The sequence below is a fragment of the Duganella sp. GW821-FHT07F09 genome (assembly GCF_059418705.1).
Window position 1 is genome coordinate 267329 of record NZ_JBWKQJ010000011.1, and the last position, 19856, is coordinate 287184.

The window sequence follows — 19856 nt, forward strand, 5'->3', positions numbered from 1 at the left end:
CAGGCCGGACCGAAATTGCAAGGAACAATTTCTCGCGCACACAAACGCTATAATGGGTGGATGAATAATCCAACGTCCCCGCAGCGCGTTATCGAGAGTGACATTTGCATTGTTGGCAATGGCGCGATTGCCAAGACCACAGCGCTTGGCCTGGCCCAGTCCGGCCTGAGCGTGGCCTTGCTCTGCCCTCCGTCATCGCCGTCCGCGCCGGCCGGCGCCACCGATCCCGGCTGGGACGCCCGGGTCTACGCCCTCAACCACACCGCCCGCGATCTGCTGTCGTCGCTCAAGGTGTGGGACGCGCTCGACGCCGCCCGCGTGGCGCCGGTCGACGCGATGGTCGTCCAGGGTGACGGTGCCCGCGCTGGCGACTTGTCGTTCGACGCCTACGGCGCCCACGCAGGCACCCTGGCCTGGATACTGGAAGACCGCAACCTCGGCCAGGCGCTCGACGCCGCCCTCAAATTCGCCCGCAACGTGACCCTGGTCCATGGCCGGGCGGCGCAGCTGGTGCGCGGCGACGACCACGCCACCGTGCGGCTGGACGACGGCGCCAGCGTCAGGGCGCAGCTGGTGGTGGGCGCCGACGGCGCCGATTCCTGGGTGCGCGGCCAGTGCGACATCGGCCTCGATTACCGCAGCTACGCCCAGCGCGCCGTGGTGACCAACTTCGATTGCGAAAAACCGCACCACGGCGCCGCCTACCAGTGGTTCACCGGCGCCGAAGGCATCGTGGCACTGCTGCCGTTGCCCGGCAACCGGGTGTCGCTGGTGTGGTCGGCGCCGGACCTGCTGGCCGACAGGCTGCGCGAGGAATCGGCTGCGCAGATCGCCGAGCGCCTGGCCGTTTACGCCGCCGAAAAATTGGGCGCCCTGACGCCGCTGCGGCCGGAGCTGGTGCGCGATTTTCCATTGCGCCTGCTACGGCCGCACGCGATGACGTCGCCGCGCGTGGCGCTGGTCGGCGACGCCGCCCACGTGGTCCACCCGTTGGCCGGCCATGGCATGAACCTGGGCTTCGCCGACGTGGCGCAGCTGATGAAGACCCTGGCCGAGCGCGAACCGCAGCGCGGCGTCGGCGACGAGCGCGTGCTGGCCCGCTACGAGCGCGCCCGCAAGGAAGATGTGCTGCTGATGCAGCTGACTACCGATGGCCTGGCGCGCCTGTTCGGCGCCGACATCGAACCCCTGCGCGTGGTCCGCAATTTGGGATTAAACTTGTTGGATAAATTACCTGTGCTGAAGCGCCGCTTGATCTCTCACGCCATGGGCAAGTGAGTGGGGAAAAAGGCGGCGGCATGGTCTGTCAGTAGTCACCGGAGATGTCATGAAAAAAAGTAAGTTCGTTTTGCTGTTGTTGTCTGTGATGATGGCGTCTTGCGGCCAGGCTCAAACCTCGCCGACCGAGGAAGAGATCAAGAAGCTGGTCGAGCCGCGCCTGGGCGAGGGCGTGAAGGTCGATTCGGTCAAGGCCACGCCTTACGCCGGCCTGTACGAAATCCGCATGGGTAACGAGATCCTCTACACCGATAAAACCGGCACCTATGTGTTCAACGGTCATATCTTCAACCTCACCACCGGCACCGATCTGACGCGCGAGCGCATCGACGATATCAACAAGATCAAGTTCTCCGATCTGCCGCTGGACAAAGCCCTCAAGACCGTCAAGGGCGACGGCTCGCGCGTGATCGCCGTGTTCGAGGATCCGAACTGCGGCTACTGCAAGCAGTTCCGCAAGACCACGCTCAAAGACATCGACAACGTCACCGTCTATACCTTCATGTACAACATCCTGCGCGAGGATTCGTTCACCAAGTCGGCCGGCGTGTGGTGCGCGACGGACCGCAACAAGGCCTGGGACGACTGGATGTTGAACGGTAAAACGCCGGCAACCGCCGCCGAATCCTGCAAGACCCCGAACCAGGACGTGCTGGCGCTGGGCCGCAAACTGGGCGTGTCCGGCACGCCGTCGATCTTCTTCGCCGACGGTTCGCGCATCCCCGGCGCGGTCGATACCAAGGCGCTGGAGGCGAAGTTCGCCAAGCTCAAACAGTAAGCGTTTGCCGTTCTACCAGGGGACCCGGACGGTCCCCTGATTATATCTATAAGCGATTTCCCTCCAGGAGAATTGAATGATCACCTTGAATATCAACGGCAAGGACGTGCAGGTCGACGCCGATCCATCGACGCCGATTTTGTGGACGCTGCGCGATAACCTGAACATGACCGGCACCAAATTCGGTTGCGGCGCGGCGCTGTGCGGCGCCTGCACCGTGCACCTGGCCGGTGAACCGATCCGCTCCTGCGTGACGCCGATTTCGGCCGCCGTCGGCCAGAAGATCACCACCATCGAGGCGATGGAGAACGACAAGATCGGCAAGGCCGTGCAGGACGCCTGGGTCAAGCTCGACGTGCCGCAATGCGGCTACTGCCAGAGCGGCCAGATCATGAGCGCGACCGCGCTGCTGCGCACGAACAAAAAGCCGTCGGACGCCGACATCGACAATGCCATGAGCGGCAATATCTGCCGGTGTGGCACCTATCAACGCATACGCGCCGCCATTAAAGACGCCGCCAGTACCATCGCTTAAAGGAGCACTGTATGCGTATCGAATGGATTAATCAGGAAAACATGGCTTCATTGGCCTCGTTGGCATCGGCCTCCGCGCCGGTGGCCGCGGATGCAGCCGGCCTTTCGCGCCGGAGCTTCATGAAAGCCGGCGCCGTTGCCGGCGGTGGACTGGTGCTGGGCTTTTTCCTTCCCGGCGCGGGCCGCCTCGCCAATGCGCAGCAGCCGGCCAAGGTCTATGAGCCCAACGCCTTCCTGCGCATCGCGCCGGATAACACGGTGACGGTGCAGGTCAACCGCATCGAAATCGGGCAGGGCGTGCAAACCTCGCTGCCGATGCTGATCGCCGAGGAGCTGGACGCCGATTGGTCGAACATGGTCGGCGCGCTGGCGCCGGCCGGGGAGCAATACAAGGACCCGATCTTCGGCATCCAGATCACCGGCGGCTCGGGCAGCGTCGCCCACTCGTATATCCAGTACCGCGAAATCGGCGCCAAGGCGCGCGCGATGCTGATCGCGGCGGCGGCCGAGCAATGGAAGGTGCCGCCGGAGCAGGTCAAGACGGCCAAGGGCATCTTGACCGGCCCGGCCGGCCAGACGGCCACCTATGGCGCGATGGCCGATGCGGCCATGAAGCAGCCGGTGCCGGCCAGCGTCAAGCTGAAGGACCCGAAGGACTTCACGATCATCGGCACGCCGGTCAAGCGCCTGGACGCGGCGGCGAAATCGAACGGCAAGCAGCAGTTCGGCATCGATTTCAAGGCGCCGGACAGCAAAGTCGCCGTGGTGGCGCGGCCGCCGGTGTTCGGCGCCAAGGTCGCCAAGTTCGACGCCAGCAAGGCCAAGGCCATCAAGGGCGTGATCGAGGTGATGCAGGTGTCGACCGATCGCGGTGGCAGCGGCGTGGTGGTGGTGGCCGATGGCTACTGGCCGGCCAAGATGGGCCGCGAGGCGCTGGTCATCGACTGGGACACCAGCGGCGTCGAAAAAGTCAGCAGCGACAAGCAACTGGCCGAGTTCAAGACCTTGGCGCGTAAACCCGGTACCCCGGTGCGCAAGGCCGACACCTCCAAGCTGGCCGGCGCGGCGAAGAAGATCTCCGCCGTCTACGAGTTCCCGTATCTGGCGCACGCGCCGATGGAGCCGCTCAATTGCGTGGTCGACCTGCGCGCGGACGGCTGCACCGTGTGGGCCGGCACCCAGTTCCAGACCTTCGACCACGGCGCCATCGCCGCCACCGCCGGCCTGAAGCCGGAGCAGGTGGTGCTGAACACGATGACGGCCGGCGGCGGCTTCGGCCGCCGCGCGGTGCCGAGTTCCGACTACCTGGTTGAAGCAGTCAACATCGCCAAGGCCTGGAAGGCCGCCGGCAAGACCGAACCGGTCAAAGTGGTGTGGAGCCGCGAGGACGACATCAAGGGCGGTTATTACCGGCCGTCGCATGTGCACCGGGCCGACATCGGCATGGATGCCAAGGGCGGCATCGTCGCCTGGGACCACGTCATCGTCGGCCAGTCGATCATCACCGGTACGCCGTTCGAGCATGTGATGATCAAGGACGGCGTCGATTCGACGATGGTGGAGGGCATGGGCGAGCCGTACGAGGTGCCGCTGAACCTGAGCGCGCACGCGGTCAAGGCCAACGTGCCGGTGTTGTGGTGGCGCTCCGTCGGCGCGACCCACACCGCCTATGTGATGGAAACGCTGATCGACGAAGCCGCGCATGCGGCCAAGATGGACCCCGTCGCCTACCGCAAAAAGCTGATGGGCGAGAAGGGCAAGCGCCACGTGGCGGCGCTGGAGCTGGCGGTCGCCAAATCCGGCTACGGCAAGAAGGCTTTGCCCAAAGGCCAGGCGTGGGGAGTGGCGGTGCACGAAGCCTTCGGCACCGTGGTGGCCTATGTGGTAGTGGCGTCGGTGAACAAGGACGGCACGCCAAAGCTGAACAAGGTCACCGCCGGCGTCCATTGCAACACGGCCGTCAATCCGTTGACGATCGAAGCGCAGATCCAGGGCGCGGCGCTGATGGGGCTCGGCATGACCTTGCCCGGCGCCGCGATCACGATCAAGGACGGCGTGGTGGACCAGCAGAACTTCAGCGACTACACGGTGGCGCGCATGACCGACATGCCGGTGATCGACGTGCATATCGTGCCGTCGAACGATCCGCCGACCGGCATCGGCGAACCTGGCCTGCCGCCGCTGGCGCCGGCCTTCGCCAACGCGTTGTTCAAGTTGACCGGCAAGCGCCTGCGCAAGCTGCCGTTCGATCTGGGCACGGCCAAGGCGTAAGCCGCATGGCGCTGACGGGTATTTTGCTGGCGGCCGGACGGGGAAAGCGTTTCGATCCGTCCGGCGTTCAAAACAAGCTGCTGCAAACCGTGGACGGCGCCGCTGGCGACCTGGTGGTCGCGGCCAGCGCGAAGAACATGCTGGCGGCGCTGCCGCGCGTGCTGGCGGTGGTGCGGCCCGGCGACGACAAGGTGGCGGCGCTGCTGGGCGCCCTCGGCTGCGAGGTGCGCGTGTGCGCCGACGCCGATCTGGGCATGGGCGAGTCGCTGACGACGGCGATCGAACACACCAGGGGCGCGGAAGGCTGGGTGATCGCGTTGGGCGACATGCCCTACGTGCAGCCGGAAACCATCCGCGCGCTTGCCGCGACGGTGGAGCGGGGCGCGCGCATCGCGGCGCCCGTGCATGAAGGGCGGCGCGGCAACCCTGTCGCCTTCAGCAGTTTTCATTTGCCGCTGCTGCTGGCGCTATCCGGCGACCAGGGCGCGCGCGCGATCCTGAAAAGCCATGCCGTAAGCGAGGTGGTGGTCGACGACGCCGGCGTGGTGCGCGATATCGATACGCCAGGCGATTTGCGCGGCGCTGTATAAACACAAGGACCTAAACACAAGGACCGACATGAAAAAACCGAACAAGAACCCCGCCATCGCCTACAGCATCGTCGGTCACGATCTGGCCGCACACCTGTTCCACGTCACGCTGACGGTGGATGCGCCGGCGCCGGATGGACAGATCTTCGCGCTGCCGGCCTGGATACCGGGCAGTTACATGATCCGTGAGTTTTCGCGCAATATTGTGCGCATCCGCGCCGAGTCGAACGGCGAACCGGTCGCGCTGACCAAGCTCGATAAACACTCTTGGCAGGCGGCGCCGCAAAAGGACCCGCTGAAAACCGGCCAGTCGCCGCTTACGCTGCACTATGAGGTCTACGCCTGGGATTTGTCGGTGCGCGCCGCGCATTTGGACCAGAATCACGCCTTCTTCAACGGCACCAGCGTGTTCCTGCGCGTGCTGGGACAGGAAGACCAGCCGCACGTGGTCGATATCCAGCGTCCCGCCGACGAGGCGGCGCAAACCTGGCGCGTGGCGACGTCGCTGCCGGAGCTGAAGGCCAAGCGTTATGGTTTTGGCACGTATATCGCCGCCGACTACGATGAATTGATCGACCATCCGGTGGAGCAGGGCGATTTTGCGCTGGCCACGTTCAAGGCCCACGGCATCCCTCATGACATCGTCATCAGCGGCCGGGTGCCGAACCTGGACCTGGCGCGCCTGGGCGCCGACCTGAAAAAGATCTGCGAAACCCAGATCGCCTTCTTCGAGCCGAAATCGAAGCAGGCGCCGATGGACCGTTACGTCTTCATGACCCTGGCGGTCGGCGACGGCTACGGCGGCCTGGAGCACCGTGCTTCGACCGCGCTGATCTGCGCCCGCGCCGATTTGCCGAGCACCACCGCCACCAGCAAGGACATCAGTGACGGCTACCTGCAATACCTGGGCCTGTGCAGCCATGAGTATTTCCACACCTGGAACGTCAAGCGCATCAAGCCGGCGGCGTTCGCGCCTTATAACCTGCAAGTCGAAAACTACTCGCCGCTGTTGTGGTTGTTCGAGGGCTTCACCAGCTATTACGACGACCTGATGCTGGTGCGTGCCGGCGTGATCGCCGAGCCGGCCTATTTCAAGTTACTGGGGAAAACTATTGGCAGCGTGCTGCGCGGTAGCGGCCGTACCAAACAAAGCGTCGCCGATTCCAGCTTTGATGCATGGGGCAAATATTATCGTCAAGATGAAAATGCGCCGAATGCAATCATTAGTTACTACACGAAAGGTTCGCTGATCGGCCTGGCGCTGGATTTAAGTATCCGCGCCAAAACCGGTGGCAAGAAATCGCTGGACGATGTGATGCGCGCATTGTGGCAGCGCTATGGCCGGGATTTCTACAATGGTGGTGGACGCGGCGTAACGCCAGCGGAAGTGGAAGCGCTGTTCGATGAAATCAGCGGCGGGCGTTTCAAACCATTCTTCGATAAATATATACGCGGGACCGAGGACGTGCCGCTGGCTAAAATGCTGGCGCCATTCGGCGTTAAATATAGCGACGAGCGCAAGTCGGCAAAACCGAGTTTGGACGCGAATATCGGCCGCGACGGTACTGACTGCAAGTTATCGAGCGTCCATGAGAATGGCGCCGCGCATCTGGCGGGTTTGTCGGCGGGCGATTTATTGGTCGCCATTGATGGACTGCGCGTGACAGCGACCAATCTGGAAACCCTGCTCTCGCGCTATGGCGTCGGCTCGACCGTGGAAGTACATGCCTTCCGTCGAGATGAGTTGATGACTTTCACTATGACACTGCAGGGGGAGCGGGTACCCGGCATCACCCTGGCGTTGGACCCGGTCGCCAAAAAATCCACCGGTCCGCTGCGCCCCAGCGCCGCGCGCTAGCCTCTCCAATCGCCGCCACCGCCGCAAAGATTCACCATTTTGCTGGCGCTGGCGGTTTCTTTGCGTTAATTTCATGCTAAATATTGGCATATAACAGCCAAAATACGGCACGGTTTGATGCTGCGGTGTCAGATTTTTGTGCAATGCAGCGTTCTCCGGAAGCTTAATTTTCCGGCAAGTGCGGAACTGGTTTAGAATTTGACCATAACTCTCCATTGGTCAGCTACCGATTCGCAAGTTATGCCACTCGACCCCGCCACTATCGTTTTGATGTCGACCGTGATGGCCGTTGCGATGAGTGTCGTCCTGTATTCCGCGCATTCAAGTTTTCCCAGAGAAATTAAAGGCTTGAAACAATGGGCGATCAGCCTGGTGTTGCTGGCGTTCGGCTCGGGGATTTACGCGTCGACCAGCGGACTCCTCGGCAGTATATTGTCGCCCTTGTGCGCCAACGCCGTTATTTTGTGGGGGCTGGGCTTCGGCCTCATCGGCACGCAAATGTTTTACAGCCGCGAGTCCTCCTGGTGGTTATTCCATTTTGTTTGGGCTTTGGGAATGATCGCCAGCGGTTATTACGTGATTGTTAATCCAGATTATTCCGGGCGTCTCGCCATCTTTTCCATTCTGGCGTTTGTTTTATATTCATATCAGGTTGTGCTGATATGGGGGTATGGCGAGCGCCATTTCTCGACTGTGTTTTTCGGCTTGCTGATGTTATTCCAGTCGGTGGTGGTGCTGATACGCGGCGTTTTGGCGATGACCCATAGCAGCGACGATATGAGTTTATTCGTCAGCGGCCCGAATCAAAATCTGTATCTGCTTACCAGTCATTTCATGACGCTGCTATTAACGGTGGGGTTCATGACGGTCGCCACTCGTCGTCTGCAAACCATACTGGAGCGCCGCTCGACCCTGGATCCGTTGACGCAAGTGCTCAACCGGCGCGGTTTCACCGAGGTGTATGCGAAAGAGCACGCGCTGATGCGCCGGGAACAAACCGTCATGACGATGCTCAGCATCGATCTGGATTACTTCAAGGCGATTAACGACTGCTATGGACACTCAACCGGCGATAGAGTTTTGTCCGACGTGGCGTCGGTGATCGCGAAGGCTTTGCGCGCCTCCGACCATGTCGCAAGATTCGGTGGCGAGGAATTCATCGTGCTGCTGCCCGCTACCGGGCTGGAGCGGGCGCACCATGTCGCCGAGCGCATACAGACTGTGCTGAGGGCGCCACGTTCCGAAACGGAGAGCGAACAGAGCGCCGCCGCTGCCGCTTTGCCGCCCTATACGGTCAGCATCGGCATCGCCTGCCAGGTCAGTCCGGATGAAGATTTAGATAACATTTTACTGCGTGCCGACCGGGCGTTATATTGCGCCAAGGAGCGCGGCCGCGACCGCATCGAGATCGCCGCCGAGGCGGTTCTGCCGCTGCACGCGTCCGCGTAATCGCTGTTTAGCCCCTTAGCCGCTTAGCTGAACAGGCGGCTCAGCTCTGCGCCCGGATCGGGCGCGCGCATGAAGGCCTCGCCGACCAGGAAGGCGTGGACATTGGCGTCGCGCATCAGCTTGACGTCCTCCGGCACCATGATGCCGGACTCGGTGATCACCAGCTTTTCCGGCGGAATGCGATCCAGCAGTCCGATGGTGGTCGACAGCGACGTCTCGAAGGTGCGCAGATTACGGTTGTTGATGCCCACCATCGCCGTGTTCAGGCGCAGGGCGGCGGTCAGTTCGTCGCCGTCGTGGGTCTCGACCAGCACGCCCATGCCCAATTCGTGCGCGCAGGCTTCCATTTCCGCCATCAGGCCGTGGTCCAGGGCGGAGACGATCAACAGGATCGCGTCCGCGCCCATCGCGCGCGCTTCGTAGATCTGGTAAACGTCGATCATGAAGTCCTTGCGCAGCACGGGAATCGCACAGGCGGCGCGCGCCTCGCGCAGATACGCCTCGGAGCCCTGGAAGAATTGTTCGTCCGTCAGCACCGACAGGCACGCGGCGCCATTGGCGGCGTAGCTGACGGCGATGTCGGCGGGGCGGAAGTCGGCGCGGATCACGCCTTTCGACGGCGAGGCTTTTTTCACTTCGCTGATAATGCCGGCCGAACCGGTGGCGATCTTCTGGCGCAGGCTGGCCTCGAAACCGCGCAGCTCGGCGCGCAGTTCGGTGTTGCCTTCGACGTCGGCGCGCAGGCTGGCGAAGCCACGGTGTTTTTTTGCGGCGGCGACTTCGTCGGCTTTGACGGCGAGGATTTTATTCAGGATGTCGGACATGATAACCTAGGATGATTGTTGTTCCGCCAGCGCCAGGCGCAGGCCGAGTGCGACGAAAAGGCCGCCGGTGACGCGGTTGAGCCAAAGGGCGACCAGCGGCTTGACCTTGAGCCGCGCGCTGGCGAAGGCCGTGAAGACGGCCAGACCGTGACACCATAGCATGCCGTTGAAATTGAAGATGCAGCCCAGGATGATGAACGCCAGCGGCTTGCTGGTCGAATCGGCCGAGATAAACTGCGGCACGAACGCCAGGAAGAACAAGGCCACCTTGGGGTTCAGCACATTGGTCAGGAAACCCTGGAAGAAGATCTTACGGTACGGCAGACGCGGGGTGGCGGCTGCCGCAGCTCCGGTATCAACCGCAATCGCTTCGGCGTCGCCGCGCAGTTTGGCGCGCAGCATGCCGATGCCGACGTAAATAATGTAGGCCGCACCGACCCACTTGACCACCGTGAAGGCCGCGGCGGACGTCGACAGCAGCGCCGACAAACCCAGTGCGGCGGCGAAAATATGGATCATCGTGCCGGCGCCGATGCCCAGCGCGGCGGCCGAGCCGGCGCGCCAGCCCTGCGTGGCGCTGCGCGTCATGATCAGCAACGAATCGGGGCCGGGCATGATGTTGAGCAGCAGGCCGGAGATGATAAACAGCGTCAGGTCGTGGATGCCGTACATGATCGCCGCCCTTTAGTTGGTTGAGGCGAGGCTTTGCGTGACCTGCACGAACTGTTCGATCTTCTTCAGCGCGTCGCCGGAGTTGATCGCCACGCGTGCGCGCGCCAGGCCGTCTTCGATCGAGCTGGCCACGCCGGCCGCATACAGCGCCGTGCCGGCGTTCAGGGAGACGATGTCGAACGCCGCGCCAGGTTCACCGCGCAGCGCTTCCATCATCTTCGCCTTCGATTCGGTGGCATTGGCCACCTTCAGATTGCGGCTGGCGATCATCGGCAGGCCGAAGTCCTCCGGATGGATTTCGTACTCGCGGATCTCGCCGTCGATCAGTTCACCTACCAGGGTGCCGGCGCCCAGCGACACTTCATCCATGTTGTCGCGGCCGTAGACGACGATGGCGTGCTGCGCGCCGAGGCGCTGCAGCACGCGCACCTGGATGCCCACCAGGTCGGCGTGGAAAACACCCATCAGGATGTTCGGCGCGCCGGCCGGATTGGTCAGCGGTCCCAGGATGTTGAAGATGGTGCGCACGCCCAGTTCCTTGCGCACCGGCGCCGCGTGTTTCATCGCCGCGTGGTGGTTGGGAGCGAACATGAAGCCGATGCCGGTCTGCGCGATCGATTGCGCGATCTGCTCGGGCTTCAGGTTGATGTTGGCGCCCAGCGATTCGATCACGTCGGCGCTGCCGGACGACGACGACACGCTGCGGCCGCCGTGTTTGGCGACGCGCGCGCCGGCCGCCGCCGCCACGAACATCGAGGCGGTGGAGATGTTGAAGGTGTGGGCGCCGTCGCCGCCGGTGCCGACGATGTCGAGCAGGCCGGTGGTGTCGGCCATCGGCACCTTGGTGGAGAATTCGCGCATCACTTGCGCGGCGGCGGCGATCTCGCCGATGGTTTCTTTTTTCACGCGCAGGCCCATGGTCAGGGCCGCGATCATCGACGGCGACATTTCGCCGGACATGATCTGGCGGAACAGGTGCAGCATCTCGTCGTGGAAAATCTCGCGGTGTTCGATGCAGCGCAGCAGTGCTTCTTGATGGGTGATAGCCATGGCAATTCCTTCTTTAATTTTTTAACGCGCGATATGAAGCCGGCCCCCTCGGGGCGGGCCGCCGCTTAACGAACCAGGAAGTTCTTCAGCAGTGCGTGGCCGTGTTCCGACAGGATGGACTCGGGGTGGAATTGCACCCCTTCGATGTCGTAGTCCTTGTGGCGCACGCCCATGATTTCACCGTCATCGGTCCATGCCGTCACTTCGAGGCAGGACGGCAGCGAGCCGCGTTCGATTGCCAGCGAGTGATAGCGGATCACCGTGAACGGGGAGGGCAGGTCCTTGAAGACGCCCACGCCCGTATGCGCGATTAAAGAAGTTTTGCCATGCATGACCTGCTTGGCGCGTATGACCTTGCCGCCGAACGCTTCGCCGATGGCCTGGTGGCCGAGGCACACGCCCAGGATCGGCTTCTTGCCGGCGAAGTGCTTGAGCACCTCGATCGAGATGCCGGCCTGAGACGGATCTTTCGGACCCGGCGAGATGCAGATGTGGTCCGGGTTCAGCGCCTCGATTTCCGCGATCGTGATTTCATCGTTGCGGTACACCCGCACATCCTCACCCAGCTCGCCGAAGTACTGCACGATGTTGTAGGTGAAGGAGTCGTAGTTGTCGATCATTAGCAGCATCTCAGAACTCCCCATCCAGGCCATCTTGCACTTGTTCGGCGGCGCGCAGCACGGCGCGCGCCTTGTTTTCGGTTTCCTGCCATTCCATTTCCGCGATCGAGTCGGCGACGATGCCGGCGGCGGCCTGCACGTAAAGCATGCCGTCCTTGATCACACCGGTGCGGATGGCGATGGCGACATCCATCTCGCCGCCGAACGACAGGTAGCCGCAGGCGCCGCCGTAGATGCCGCGCTTGGAGATTTCCAGTTCGTCGATCACTTCCATCGCGCGCACTTTCGGCGCGCCGGTCAGGGTGCCGGCCGGGAAGGTTGCGCGCAGCACGTCCAGATTGGACAGGCCGTCTTTCAGCTTGCCCTCGACGTTGGAGACGATGTGCTGCACATGCGAGTATTTTTCGATGACCAGGCGGTCGGTGACCTTGACGCTGCCGATCTCGGAGATGCGGCCCAGGTCATTGCGCGCCAGGTCGATCAGCATCACGTGTTCGGCGATCTCTTTCGGATCGGCCAGCAGTTCCTTGGCCAGTTCGGCGTCGCGTTCCGGCGTCGAACCGCGCGGGCGGGTGCCGGCGATCGGACGCAAGGTCACTTTCTTCTCGCCGTCGGGCAGTGTCTCGTTGCGCACCAAAATCTCCGGCGAGGCGCCGACGATCTGCATGTCGCCGAAATTGTAGAAGTACATATACGGCGACGGATTGAGCGAGCGCAGCGCGCGGTACAAGGTCAGCGGCGAGTCGACATACGGCTTGCGGATGCGCTGGCCGATCTGCACCTGCATCAAGTCGCCGGCCATCACGTATTCGTGGGCCTTGGCGACCGCCTTCAGGTACTCGTCCTTCGGGAAGTCGCGGATGGTTTCGGTGCGCACGGAGGCGCTGGTCACCGGCGCGTCGACGCCACGGCGCAGCATCATGCGCAGGTCCTTCAGGCGCTGGCGCGCCTTGCTGAAGGACTCGGGCTGCGTGGTGTCGGCGTAGACGATCAGATACAGCTTGCCGGAGAGGTTGTCGATGACGGCCAGTTCCTCGGTCACCATCAGCTGGATGTCGGGCAGGCCCAGATCGTCCTTCGGCTGCGTGTTGGCCAGGGTTTTTTCGATGTGGCGCACGGTGTCGTAGCCGAAGTAGCCGGCCAGGCCGCCGCAGAAGCGCGGCATGCCCGGACGCAGCGCCACCTTGAAGCGCTTCTGGTAGGCCTCGACGAATTCGAGCGGATTGCCTTCGTGGGTCTCGATCACGGCGCCGTTCTTGACGATCTCGGTGCGCGTGCCGAAGGTGCGCAGCACGGTGGTCGCCGGCAGGCCGATGAACGAGAAGCGGCCGAAACGCTCGCCGCCGACGACGGATTCGAGCAGGAAGGTGTTCTTGCCGGCGTTCTGGGTCTGGGCCAGTTTCAGGTACAGCGTGAGCGGGGTTTCGAGGTCGGCGAAGGCTTCGGCGATCAACGGGACGCGGTTGTAGCCTTCGTTGGCCAACGATTTGAATTCGAGTTCGGTCATGTCTTCTCTCCATGCCGCCAATATATGGGTGTGGGTTGGCGGTGGTTTGTCAAAAAACCTGTCGGGTGCGCGTGCACGTGCGACAGCAATCAGTTCGGCTTAGTTTTGCCAGGATTGCCAGCGTCGCCAAAGCCAGGCCTCAATCGAGCCGGTTTGGTTGACATTGTGTTTTTTGATGGAAGACATTCGGTCAGGTTTGGTTCAGCTAAAGGTTAATTTTGCGAACTTATACGGCTTGCCGCGTCGAGCAGCGTGTCTACTATACCATCGGAATCGATCCCGTGTATAGACTGTCCGTGATTGTAACCGTAAGGCACCGTCAACACCGGGCAACCCGCGGCCCGGGCCGCTTGCGCGTCGTTCGAGGAGTCGCCGATGGCCACCACCTGCGCCGGCGGCAGGTCGAAATCAGCGCACACGGTTTGCAGCGGCAGCGGATCGGGCTTCTTGCGCGGCAGCGAATCGCCGCCGTAGACCACGTCGAAGAAGCCGTCCAGACCCTTGAGCTTGAGCAGCGGCGTGGTGAAGGCGATCGGTTTGTTGGTCACGCACGCCAGGCGCAGGCCGTTGGCCTTCATCGCCGTCAGGCCCTCGATCACGTCCGGATACAGCGTGCTGTGGTTGCCGTTGATGCCCAGGTAGTGCCGCTGATAGGCGTCCATCGCCGCGTCGAAGCGTTGCTCGACGCCGGCCGCGTCCGCCTGCAAGGCCAGCACCGAGCGGATCAGGTTTTCCGAGCCCTTGCCGACCATCAGCGCGATTTGCTCTTGCTCGATGGAATCGAGGCCCAGTTCTTTCAGCATGCCGTTGATCGCCACGTGAAAGTCGGGAATCGTGTCCAGCATGGTGCCGTCGAGGTCAATGATTGCGGCGCGCACGCCTATCAGCACGCTCATCTTAAATCGCCGCGAGGTTGGCGCGCATGGCGTCGATGACGGCCTTGTAGTCCGGCTGGCCGAAGATGGCCGAGCCCGCCACGAAGGTGTCGGCGCCGGCGGCGGCGGCGGCCGCGATGTTGTCGATCTTGATGCCGCCATCGACTTCCAGCATGATGTCGCGGCCCGAATCGTCGATCAGGCGGCGCGCTTCGGCGATCTTCTTGAGCGCCTGCGGAATGAAGGACTGGCCGCCGAAGCCGGGGTTGACCGACATGATCAGGATCATGTCGATCTTGTCCATGACGTGTTCCAGATAGCTCAGCGGCGTGGCCGGGTTGAACACCAGGCCGGCCTTGCAGCCGTGGTCGCGGATCAGTTGCAGCGAGCGGTCGATGTGATCGGACGCTTCCGGGTGGAAGGTGATGATGTTGGCGCCGGCCTTGGCGAAGTCGGGAATGAGGCGGTCGACCGGCTTGACCATCAGGTGCACGTCGATCGGCACGTCCACGTGCGGGCGGATCGCCTGGCACACCAGCGGGCCAATGGTCAGGTTCGGAACATAATGGTTGTCCATCACGTCAAAATGGATGATGTCGGCGCCGGCGGCGACAACGTTGCGTACCTCTTCACCCAGACGGGCGAAGTCGGCGGACAGGATGCTGGGAGCGATACGGAAATTGGACATGACGTGGGGCCTGCATTGAAAAAGATGCGCTATTTTACGCTGCCCGGCGCCGCCGCGCCCGTTTTCAGCCGCGTCCTCCTTGCACGCGGTGCCGATTTGCGGTGCAATGGGAGCCTGACGATATACAATCGCAGTGATCTTTTTACGACCCCACGCCTCAGCCTTAAGGAATTTCGATGGCAACTTATGAATTTACTGTGTCGGTCAGAACCCAGTACCTGCCGGATCAATCCGATCCGGAACGCACCAATTTCGTGTTCACCTATTCGATCACGATCAAGAACACCGGCACCGTGGCCGCGCAACTGATTTCGCGCCACTGGGTCATCACCGACGCCAACAACCACATCGAAGAGGTGCGCGGACTGGGCGTGGTCGGCCACCAGCCGCTGCTGCAGCCGGGCGAGCATTTCGAGTACACGAGCGGCACCGCGCTGCAAACCCAGCAGGGTTCGATGGTCGGCGAATACTTCTGCGTGGCCGAGGACGGCCATCAGTTCGAGGCCAAGATCCCCGAGTTCGTGCTGTCGCTGCCGCGCACGCTCCACTGATCCGCCGTGATCCGCCGGTTGGCGGGCCGCGCCGCTTCTTCCTTACTTCGGATCGCTTATTTCAGATCGTCGTCCCGTTGAGGCGGGGGCAACTTCCTGGTTTTGCCCTTGCCCTGGTACATCGTCCACCAGACGATGAATACCAGCAGGAAAAACGCCACGCATGCTTCCAATATCACTACCCACATAGCTATCCTTATGTCATTTACACGTCGTAGTCTACTCGTTCCGCTGTCCGTCGTCGCGCTTTCGCTGGCCGCCTGCACCACCACGCCGATCCCGCCGGAAAAGCCGGCCGGACAGCCGACGCCGCCCGCCGTGCCCGCCGTGCCCGCCGTTCCCCCGGCGCCGGCCACGCCCCCGGCGCCCGCCACCCCTGCCAAGCCAGCCGCGTTGCAGATGGTGCCGGCCACCTTCGCGGCGCTGCCGGGCTGGGACCGCGACGACGTGCGCGCCGCCTGGCCGGCCTTCATGTCCTCGTGCACGGTGCTGATCAAGCAGCCGCAATGGAAGGAATCGTGCTCGATCGCGCGCAGCGTCAACGCTGCCGACGACAAGGCCATCCGTACCTTCTTCGAGGCCTTCATGGTACCGAACCAGGTGATCGCGCCGGACGGCGCCACCGACGGGCTGGTCACCGGCTATTACGAGCCGCTGCTGCGCGGCGCCCGCAAAAAGGGTGGGCCGTATCAAACGCCGCTGTTCAAGGTGCCGGACGACATGGTCACCGTCGATTTGGCCGGCGTCTATCCGGAGCTCAAGGGCATGCGCCTGCGCGGCAAGCTGGTCGGCAAAAAGGTCGTGCCGTACGCGACCCGCGCCGACATCGAGAAGGCAGATTTCACCGGCAAGGAGTTGATGTGGGTCGACGATCCGGTGGAATCGTTCTTCCTGCAGGTGCAGGGTTCGGGCCGCGTCCAGCTGACCGACACGCAGGAAACCGTGCGTGTGGCCTACGCCGACCAGAACGGTCATCCGTACAAATCGATCGGCAAGTATCTGGTGGAGAAGGGCGAGTTGACCCTGGAACAGGCGTCGGCGCAGGGCATCAAGGCCTGGATCGCCGGCCATCCGACCCGGATGCAGGAACTATTCAATGTGAACCCGAGCTATGTGTTCTTCAAGGAGGAGCGGCTGCCGGATCCGAAAGTCGGTCCGAAGGGCGCGCAGGGCGTGCCGCTGACGCCGCAGCGTTCGGTGGCGATCGACGCGTCGCAGTTGCCGCTGGGCGCGCCGATGTTCCTGGCCACCACGATGCCGAACAGCGATATTCCGCTGCAACGCCTGGTGATGGCGCAGGATACCGGCGGCGCTATTCGTGGCGCCATCCGGGTCGATTACTTCTTCGGCTTCGGCACCGAGGCGGCGGAAAACGCCGGCCGCATGAAGCAGCGCGGCAACGTCTGGGTGCTACTACCGAAACAACCATAAGACGTGGGATCACGTAGGGCGGATTAGCGAAGCGTAATCGGCCATGCATGCGCAGTCGAGACGCATGCATGGCCGATTACGGCGTTCCGCCTCTTGAGGCCTACCGGCTAGGTAGGCCGCCTCTTCGATGGGCCCCCGGGGCGGATTGGCGGGCCTCGCCCGCTAATCCGCCCTACCGCAACACCAGCACCGGCAAGGTCGTGTGCGCCAGCACCTTGTCGGTCTGGCTGCCCAGCAGCAGCTTGTTGATGCCCTTGTGCCCGTGCGACGCCATCATGATGAGGTCGCAGTCGAATTTTTTCGCCGCCTCGACGATTTCCTCGTACGGGGTGTGCGACACCGAAATCAGCCCTTCGAACGGAATATCGGCCGCGCGCGCGGCCGCCGCCACCTTGTCGATGTAGCTGCGCGCCGCTTCCTGCATCTTGACGGCGAACTGGCCCGAGTCGATCACGGCGCCGCCGTCGCCCATCGACGACAGGGGCAAAGGCTGGATCACCGTGATGCTGACGATCTTGGCGCGATGCAGTTTGGCGAACTCGACCGCCGTCGCGGTCGCCTTGTCCGACAGGTCCGAGCCGTCGGTCGGTAACAGTATGGTTTTGAACATGGCGCACTCCCTATCAGGATCGGTTGATACTGGAGTCAGCCTAATGGCTTGGCCGGATTTCCGGCGCACGGTAGGGCGCTTAGTAGGGCCGATTACGACGCGGCCACCGCCGGCTGTTCGGCCTCGCGCAGCGACGAGGAAACGGCCATGCAGGCGGTCAGCACGATGGCGCCCACCGCCACGCACGCCAGGCCGGTGCGCACGCTGAAATGTTCGCCGATATAGCCGGCCGTCAGCGCGCCCAATGGCGCCACTGCGATGGTCAGAAAGCGCATCGTCGACACCATGCGGCCGAGGTAGGCGTCCGGTGTGACCTTCTGCCGGATGGCCATGTACGGCATGACAAACAGCATCACACCGCAATCGAGGAAAAACGACAAGGCCGCGCACGCCGCCGCGCTGGCCGCCGGATAGCCGAATAGCCTGGCCGGTATCATCGGCGTCAGCGTGAAGGCGAAGGCGGTCAGGCCGATGCCGATCAGGATGGTGCCGCTGGCGCCATAGCGCTGGGTCAACGGCTTGAGCAGCATCGAACTGGCCAGCACGCCGAGGCCGCCGATCATCTGTGCCGCGCCCAGCATGCCCGCGCTCATGCCGAGGTCGCGCGTGGCGAACAGCACCGCCAGCGCCGCGTAACCGTAAAACAGCATGTGCCAGGCGCCCACGCTCCAGGCCAAGGTGCGCAGCAGCGGCTGCTTCCAGATGAATTGCAGGCCGTCGCGGATGTCGCGCAGCGGGTGCTTGTCGGACGGCGCCGGTTTGGGGTCGTTGGCTTTCAGATTGCGCAGCAGCAGGATCGACATCACGAAACCCAGGGCGTTGAGCAGCACCGCATAGGGCGCGGTAAGCCATTGGATCAGCATCCCGGCCAAGCCCGGCGCCAGCAGCCGCGACGCGGAGTCGGTGGCTGCGAATTTCGATTGCGCGTCCATCAGGCGCTCGCGGCCTATCAGGTTGGTCAGGAAAACCTGCTCGGCGCCGCCACCGACGACGTTGCAGGCGCCGGTGGTGAAGGCGACCGCGTACATCCATTCGACCGACAGCACGCCCATCCACCAGGCGGCGGGGATGCTGAACAGGGCGACGGCCTGGATGGCTTTGCTGGCCAGCAGGATGGGCAGCTTGCGGTTGCGGTCCAGCACCACGCCGGCCGGCAGCGCGAACAGCGCGAACGGCATCGCCGCCGCCGCGCCCAGCATGCCCATTTGCGCCGGCGTGGCCTTGAGCAGCAGCACCGCGCACAGGGGCACGGCCAGCGCGCCGATATAGCTGCCGAAGCCGTTGAGGATGGCGCTGAACCAGTAACGCAGAAAATCGCTGTTGCCCAGCAGGGGATCAGCGGCCAGCTTGTCGCGCAGCGGGCGGCGGAGTGAGGTAAAAATGGGAGGCTCGCCGAAGTAAGTTGCCAAGCTTCAATAATACCAGCGGCGGTGATAGGCGCTACAATCGACCCAATAATATTCCACCGTGGAGGTACAACCATGCAGTATGAAGACCTGATCGTTGAAGTGCACGGCAAAGTCGCGCTGATCCGTCTGAACCGTCCCAAGGCGCTGAACGCGCTCAATGACCGCATGATGAACGAACTTGGCGAGGCGTTGTTCAAGTTTGACGCCGACCCGGCGATCGGCTGCATCGTCCTGACCGGCAGCGAGAAAGCCTTCGCGGCAGGCGCGGACATCGCCGCCATGGTCGACTACACGTATGTGGATACGTATCGCGACAACTACATCGGCCGCAACTGGGAGCACATCCTGCGCGTGCGCAAACCGGTGGTGGGCGCCGTGGCCGGTTACGCGCTGGGCGGCGGCTGCGAGCTGGCGATGATGTGCGATTTCGTGATCGCCGCCGACACCGCCAAATTCGGCCAACCGGAGATCAAGATCGGCGTCACCCCGGGCGCCGGCGCGTCGCAGCGCCTGCCGCGCGCGATCGGCAAGGCCAAGGCGATGGATATGCTGTTGACCGCCCGCACCATCGACGCGGTCGAGGCCGAGCGTATCGGCCTGGTGTCGCGCATCGTCCCGGCCGATAAGCTGATCGAGGAAGTGCTGGCCGCGGCGATGGTGATCGCCGCCATGCCGACCTCGGTGGCGATGATGGTCAAGGATGCCGTCAACCGCGCCTATGAAGTTCCGCTGACCGAAGGCGTGGGCTACGAGCGCCGCCTGTTCCATGCCGCGTTCGGCACGCCTGCTCAAAAAGAAGGCATGAAGGCTTTCCTGGAAAAACGGCCGCCCAATTTTGACGGCCTGTAAGCGGGACCGTTC

The 19856-nt window shown here is 63.1% G+C and carries 20 protein-coding genes; 10 read left to right on the top strand and 10 right to left on the bottom strand.

Going from position 1 to position 19856, the window contains the following annotated elements:
• Positions 1 to 60: 60 nt before the first annotated feature.
• The 7 genes from AC07P1_RS26780 (at position 61) to AC07P1_RS26810 (ending at position 8758) form a co-directional block, all read left to right on the top strand.
• Positions 61 to 1278 (top strand): UbiH/UbiF family hydroxylase, encoded by a 1218-nt coding sequence (locus AC07P1_RS26780; RefSeq protein ID WP_494698698.1) that lies wholly within the window; start codon positions 61 to 63, stop codon positions 1276 to 1278.
• Between the two features lie 49 nt (positions 1279 to 1327).
• Positions 1328 to 2056, top strand: coding sequence for a DsbC family protein (locus AC07P1_RS26785; protein ID WP_494698699.1), 729 nt, complete (start codon positions 1328 to 1330; stop codon positions 2054 to 2056).
• 76 nt (positions 2057 to 2132) lie between these two features.
• The gene (locus tag AC07P1_RS26790; protein WP_090326937.1) at positions 2133 to 2591 is read left to right on the top strand and encodes a (2Fe-2S)-binding protein; all 459 of its coding nucleotides are present in this window, start codon (positions 2133 to 2135) and stop codon (positions 2589 to 2591) included.
• Between the two features lie 11 nt (positions 2592 to 2602).
• Entirely contained in the window at positions 2603 to 4861 is a 2259-nt protein-coding gene (locus AC07P1_RS26795) for a xanthine dehydrogenase family protein molybdopterin-binding subunit (RefSeq protein WP_494698700.1), read from the top strand.
• A gap of 5 nt (positions 4862 to 4866) precedes the next feature.
• A complete protein-coding gene (locus tag AC07P1_RS26800) occupies positions 4867 to 5451 on the top strand; it encodes a nucleotidyltransferase family protein (protein ID WP_494698701.1) in 585 nt (194 codons plus the stop codon).
• Positions 5452 to 5479: 28 nt separating this feature from the next.
• Positions 5480 to 7309 (top strand): M61 family metallopeptidase, encoded by a 1830-nt coding sequence (locus tag AC07P1_RS26805; protein WP_494698702.1) that lies wholly within the window; start codon positions 5480 to 5482, stop codon positions 7307 to 7309.
• Positions 7310 to 7549: 240 nt separating this feature from the next.
• Positions 7550 to 8758 (top strand): GGDEF domain-containing protein, encoded by a 1209-nt coding sequence (locus AC07P1_RS26810; RefSeq protein ID WP_494698703.1) that lies wholly within the window; start codon positions 7550 to 7552, stop codon positions 8756 to 8758.
• A 23-nt stretch (positions 8759 to 8781) separates the two neighbouring features.
• Here AC07P1_RS26810 and trpC read toward each other — a convergent pair whose 3' ends face one another.
• From trpC to rpe, 7 genes are all read right to left on the bottom strand, one after another.
• Positions 8782 to 9582, bottom strand: a complete 801-nt coding sequence (trpC, locus tag AC07P1_RS26815) for an indole-3-glycerol phosphate synthase TrpC (protein WP_494698704.1) — start codon at positions 9580 to 9582, stop codon at positions 8782 to 8784.
• A gap of 6 nt (positions 9583 to 9588) precedes the next feature.
• Positions 9589 to 10254 (bottom strand): LysE family translocator, encoded by a 666-nt coding sequence (locus tag AC07P1_RS26820; protein WP_494698705.1) that lies wholly within the window; start codon positions 10252 to 10254, stop codon positions 9589 to 9591.
• A 12-nt stretch (positions 10255 to 10266) separates the two neighbouring features.
• Positions 10267 to 11304, bottom strand: a complete 1038-nt coding sequence (gene trpD, locus AC07P1_RS26825) for an anthranilate phosphoribosyltransferase (protein WP_494698706.1) — start codon at positions 11302 to 11304, stop codon at positions 10267 to 10269.
• 65 nt (positions 11305 to 11369) lie between these two features.
• Positions 11370 to 11933: an anthranilate synthase component II gene (locus AC07P1_RS26830; protein ID WP_315215164.1), complete on the bottom strand. Its 564-nt coding sequence runs from the start codon at positions 11931 to 11933 to the stop codon at positions 11370 to 11372.
• Position 11934: 1 nt separating this feature from the next.
• Complete coding sequence (gene trpE / locus AC07P1_RS26835) at positions 11935 to 13431, bottom strand: anthranilate synthase component I (protein WP_494698707.1); 1497 nt, start codon at positions 13429 to 13431, stop codon at positions 11935 to 11937.
• Positions 13432 to 13643: 212 nt separating this feature from the next.
• The gene (locus AC07P1_RS26840; protein WP_494698708.1) at positions 13644 to 14327 is read right to left on the bottom strand and encodes a phosphoglycolate phosphatase; all 684 of its coding nucleotides are present in this window, start codon (positions 14325 to 14327) and stop codon (positions 13644 to 13646) included.
• A gap of 1 nt (position 14328) precedes the next feature.
• On the bottom strand, positions 14329 to 14994 hold the full coding sequence (rpe, locus tag AC07P1_RS26845; protein ID WP_494698709.1) for a ribulose-phosphate 3-epimerase: 666 nt from the start codon (positions 14992 to 14994) through the stop codon (positions 14329 to 14331).
• A 176-nt stretch (positions 14995 to 15170) separates the two neighbouring features.
• Between rpe and apaG the strand changes: the two genes are divergently transcribed.
• On the top strand, positions 15171 to 15545 hold the full coding sequence (gene apaG / locus AC07P1_RS26850) for a Co2+/Mg2+ efflux facilitator ApaG/CorD (RefSeq protein WP_090326982.1): 375 nt from the start codon (positions 15171 to 15173) through the stop codon (positions 15543 to 15545).
• Between the two features lie 56 nt (positions 15546 to 15601).
• On the opposite strand, the gene AC07P1_RS26855 is transcribed toward apaG, so the two are convergent.
• Entirely contained in the window at positions 15602 to 15733 is a 132-nt protein-coding gene (locus AC07P1_RS26855; protein WP_494698710.1) for a hypothetical protein, read from the bottom strand.
• A 10-nt stretch (positions 15734 to 15743) separates the two neighbouring features.
• Here AC07P1_RS26855 and mltA point away from each other — a divergent pair, with 10 nt between their 5' ends.
• Positions 15744 to 16976 (top strand): murein transglycosylase A, encoded by a 1233-nt coding sequence (gene mltA, locus AC07P1_RS26860; RefSeq protein WP_494698711.1) that lies wholly within the window; start codon positions 15744 to 15746, stop codon positions 16974 to 16976.
• Positions 16977 to 17148: 172 nt separating this feature from the next.
• On the opposite strand, the gene AC07P1_RS26865 is transcribed toward mltA, so the two are convergent.
• Positions 17149 to 17586: a universal stress protein gene (locus AC07P1_RS26865; RefSeq protein WP_494698712.1), complete on the bottom strand. Its 438-nt coding sequence runs from the start codon at positions 17584 to 17586 to the stop codon at positions 17149 to 17151.
• 92 nt (positions 17587 to 17678) lie between these two features.
• Entirely contained in the window at positions 17679 to 18995 is a 1317-nt protein-coding gene (locus AC07P1_RS26870; RefSeq protein WP_494698713.1) for an MFS transporter, read from the bottom strand.
• A 72-nt stretch (positions 18996 to 19067) separates the two neighbouring features.
• Here AC07P1_RS26870 and AC07P1_RS26875 point away from each other — a divergent pair, with 72 nt between their 5' ends.
• The gene (locus AC07P1_RS26875) at positions 19068 to 19844 is read left to right on the top strand and encodes an enoyl-CoA hydratase (RefSeq protein ID WP_494698714.1); all 777 of its coding nucleotides are present in this window, start codon (positions 19068 to 19070) and stop codon (positions 19842 to 19844) included.
• Positions 19845 to 19856: the final 12 nt, after the last annotated feature.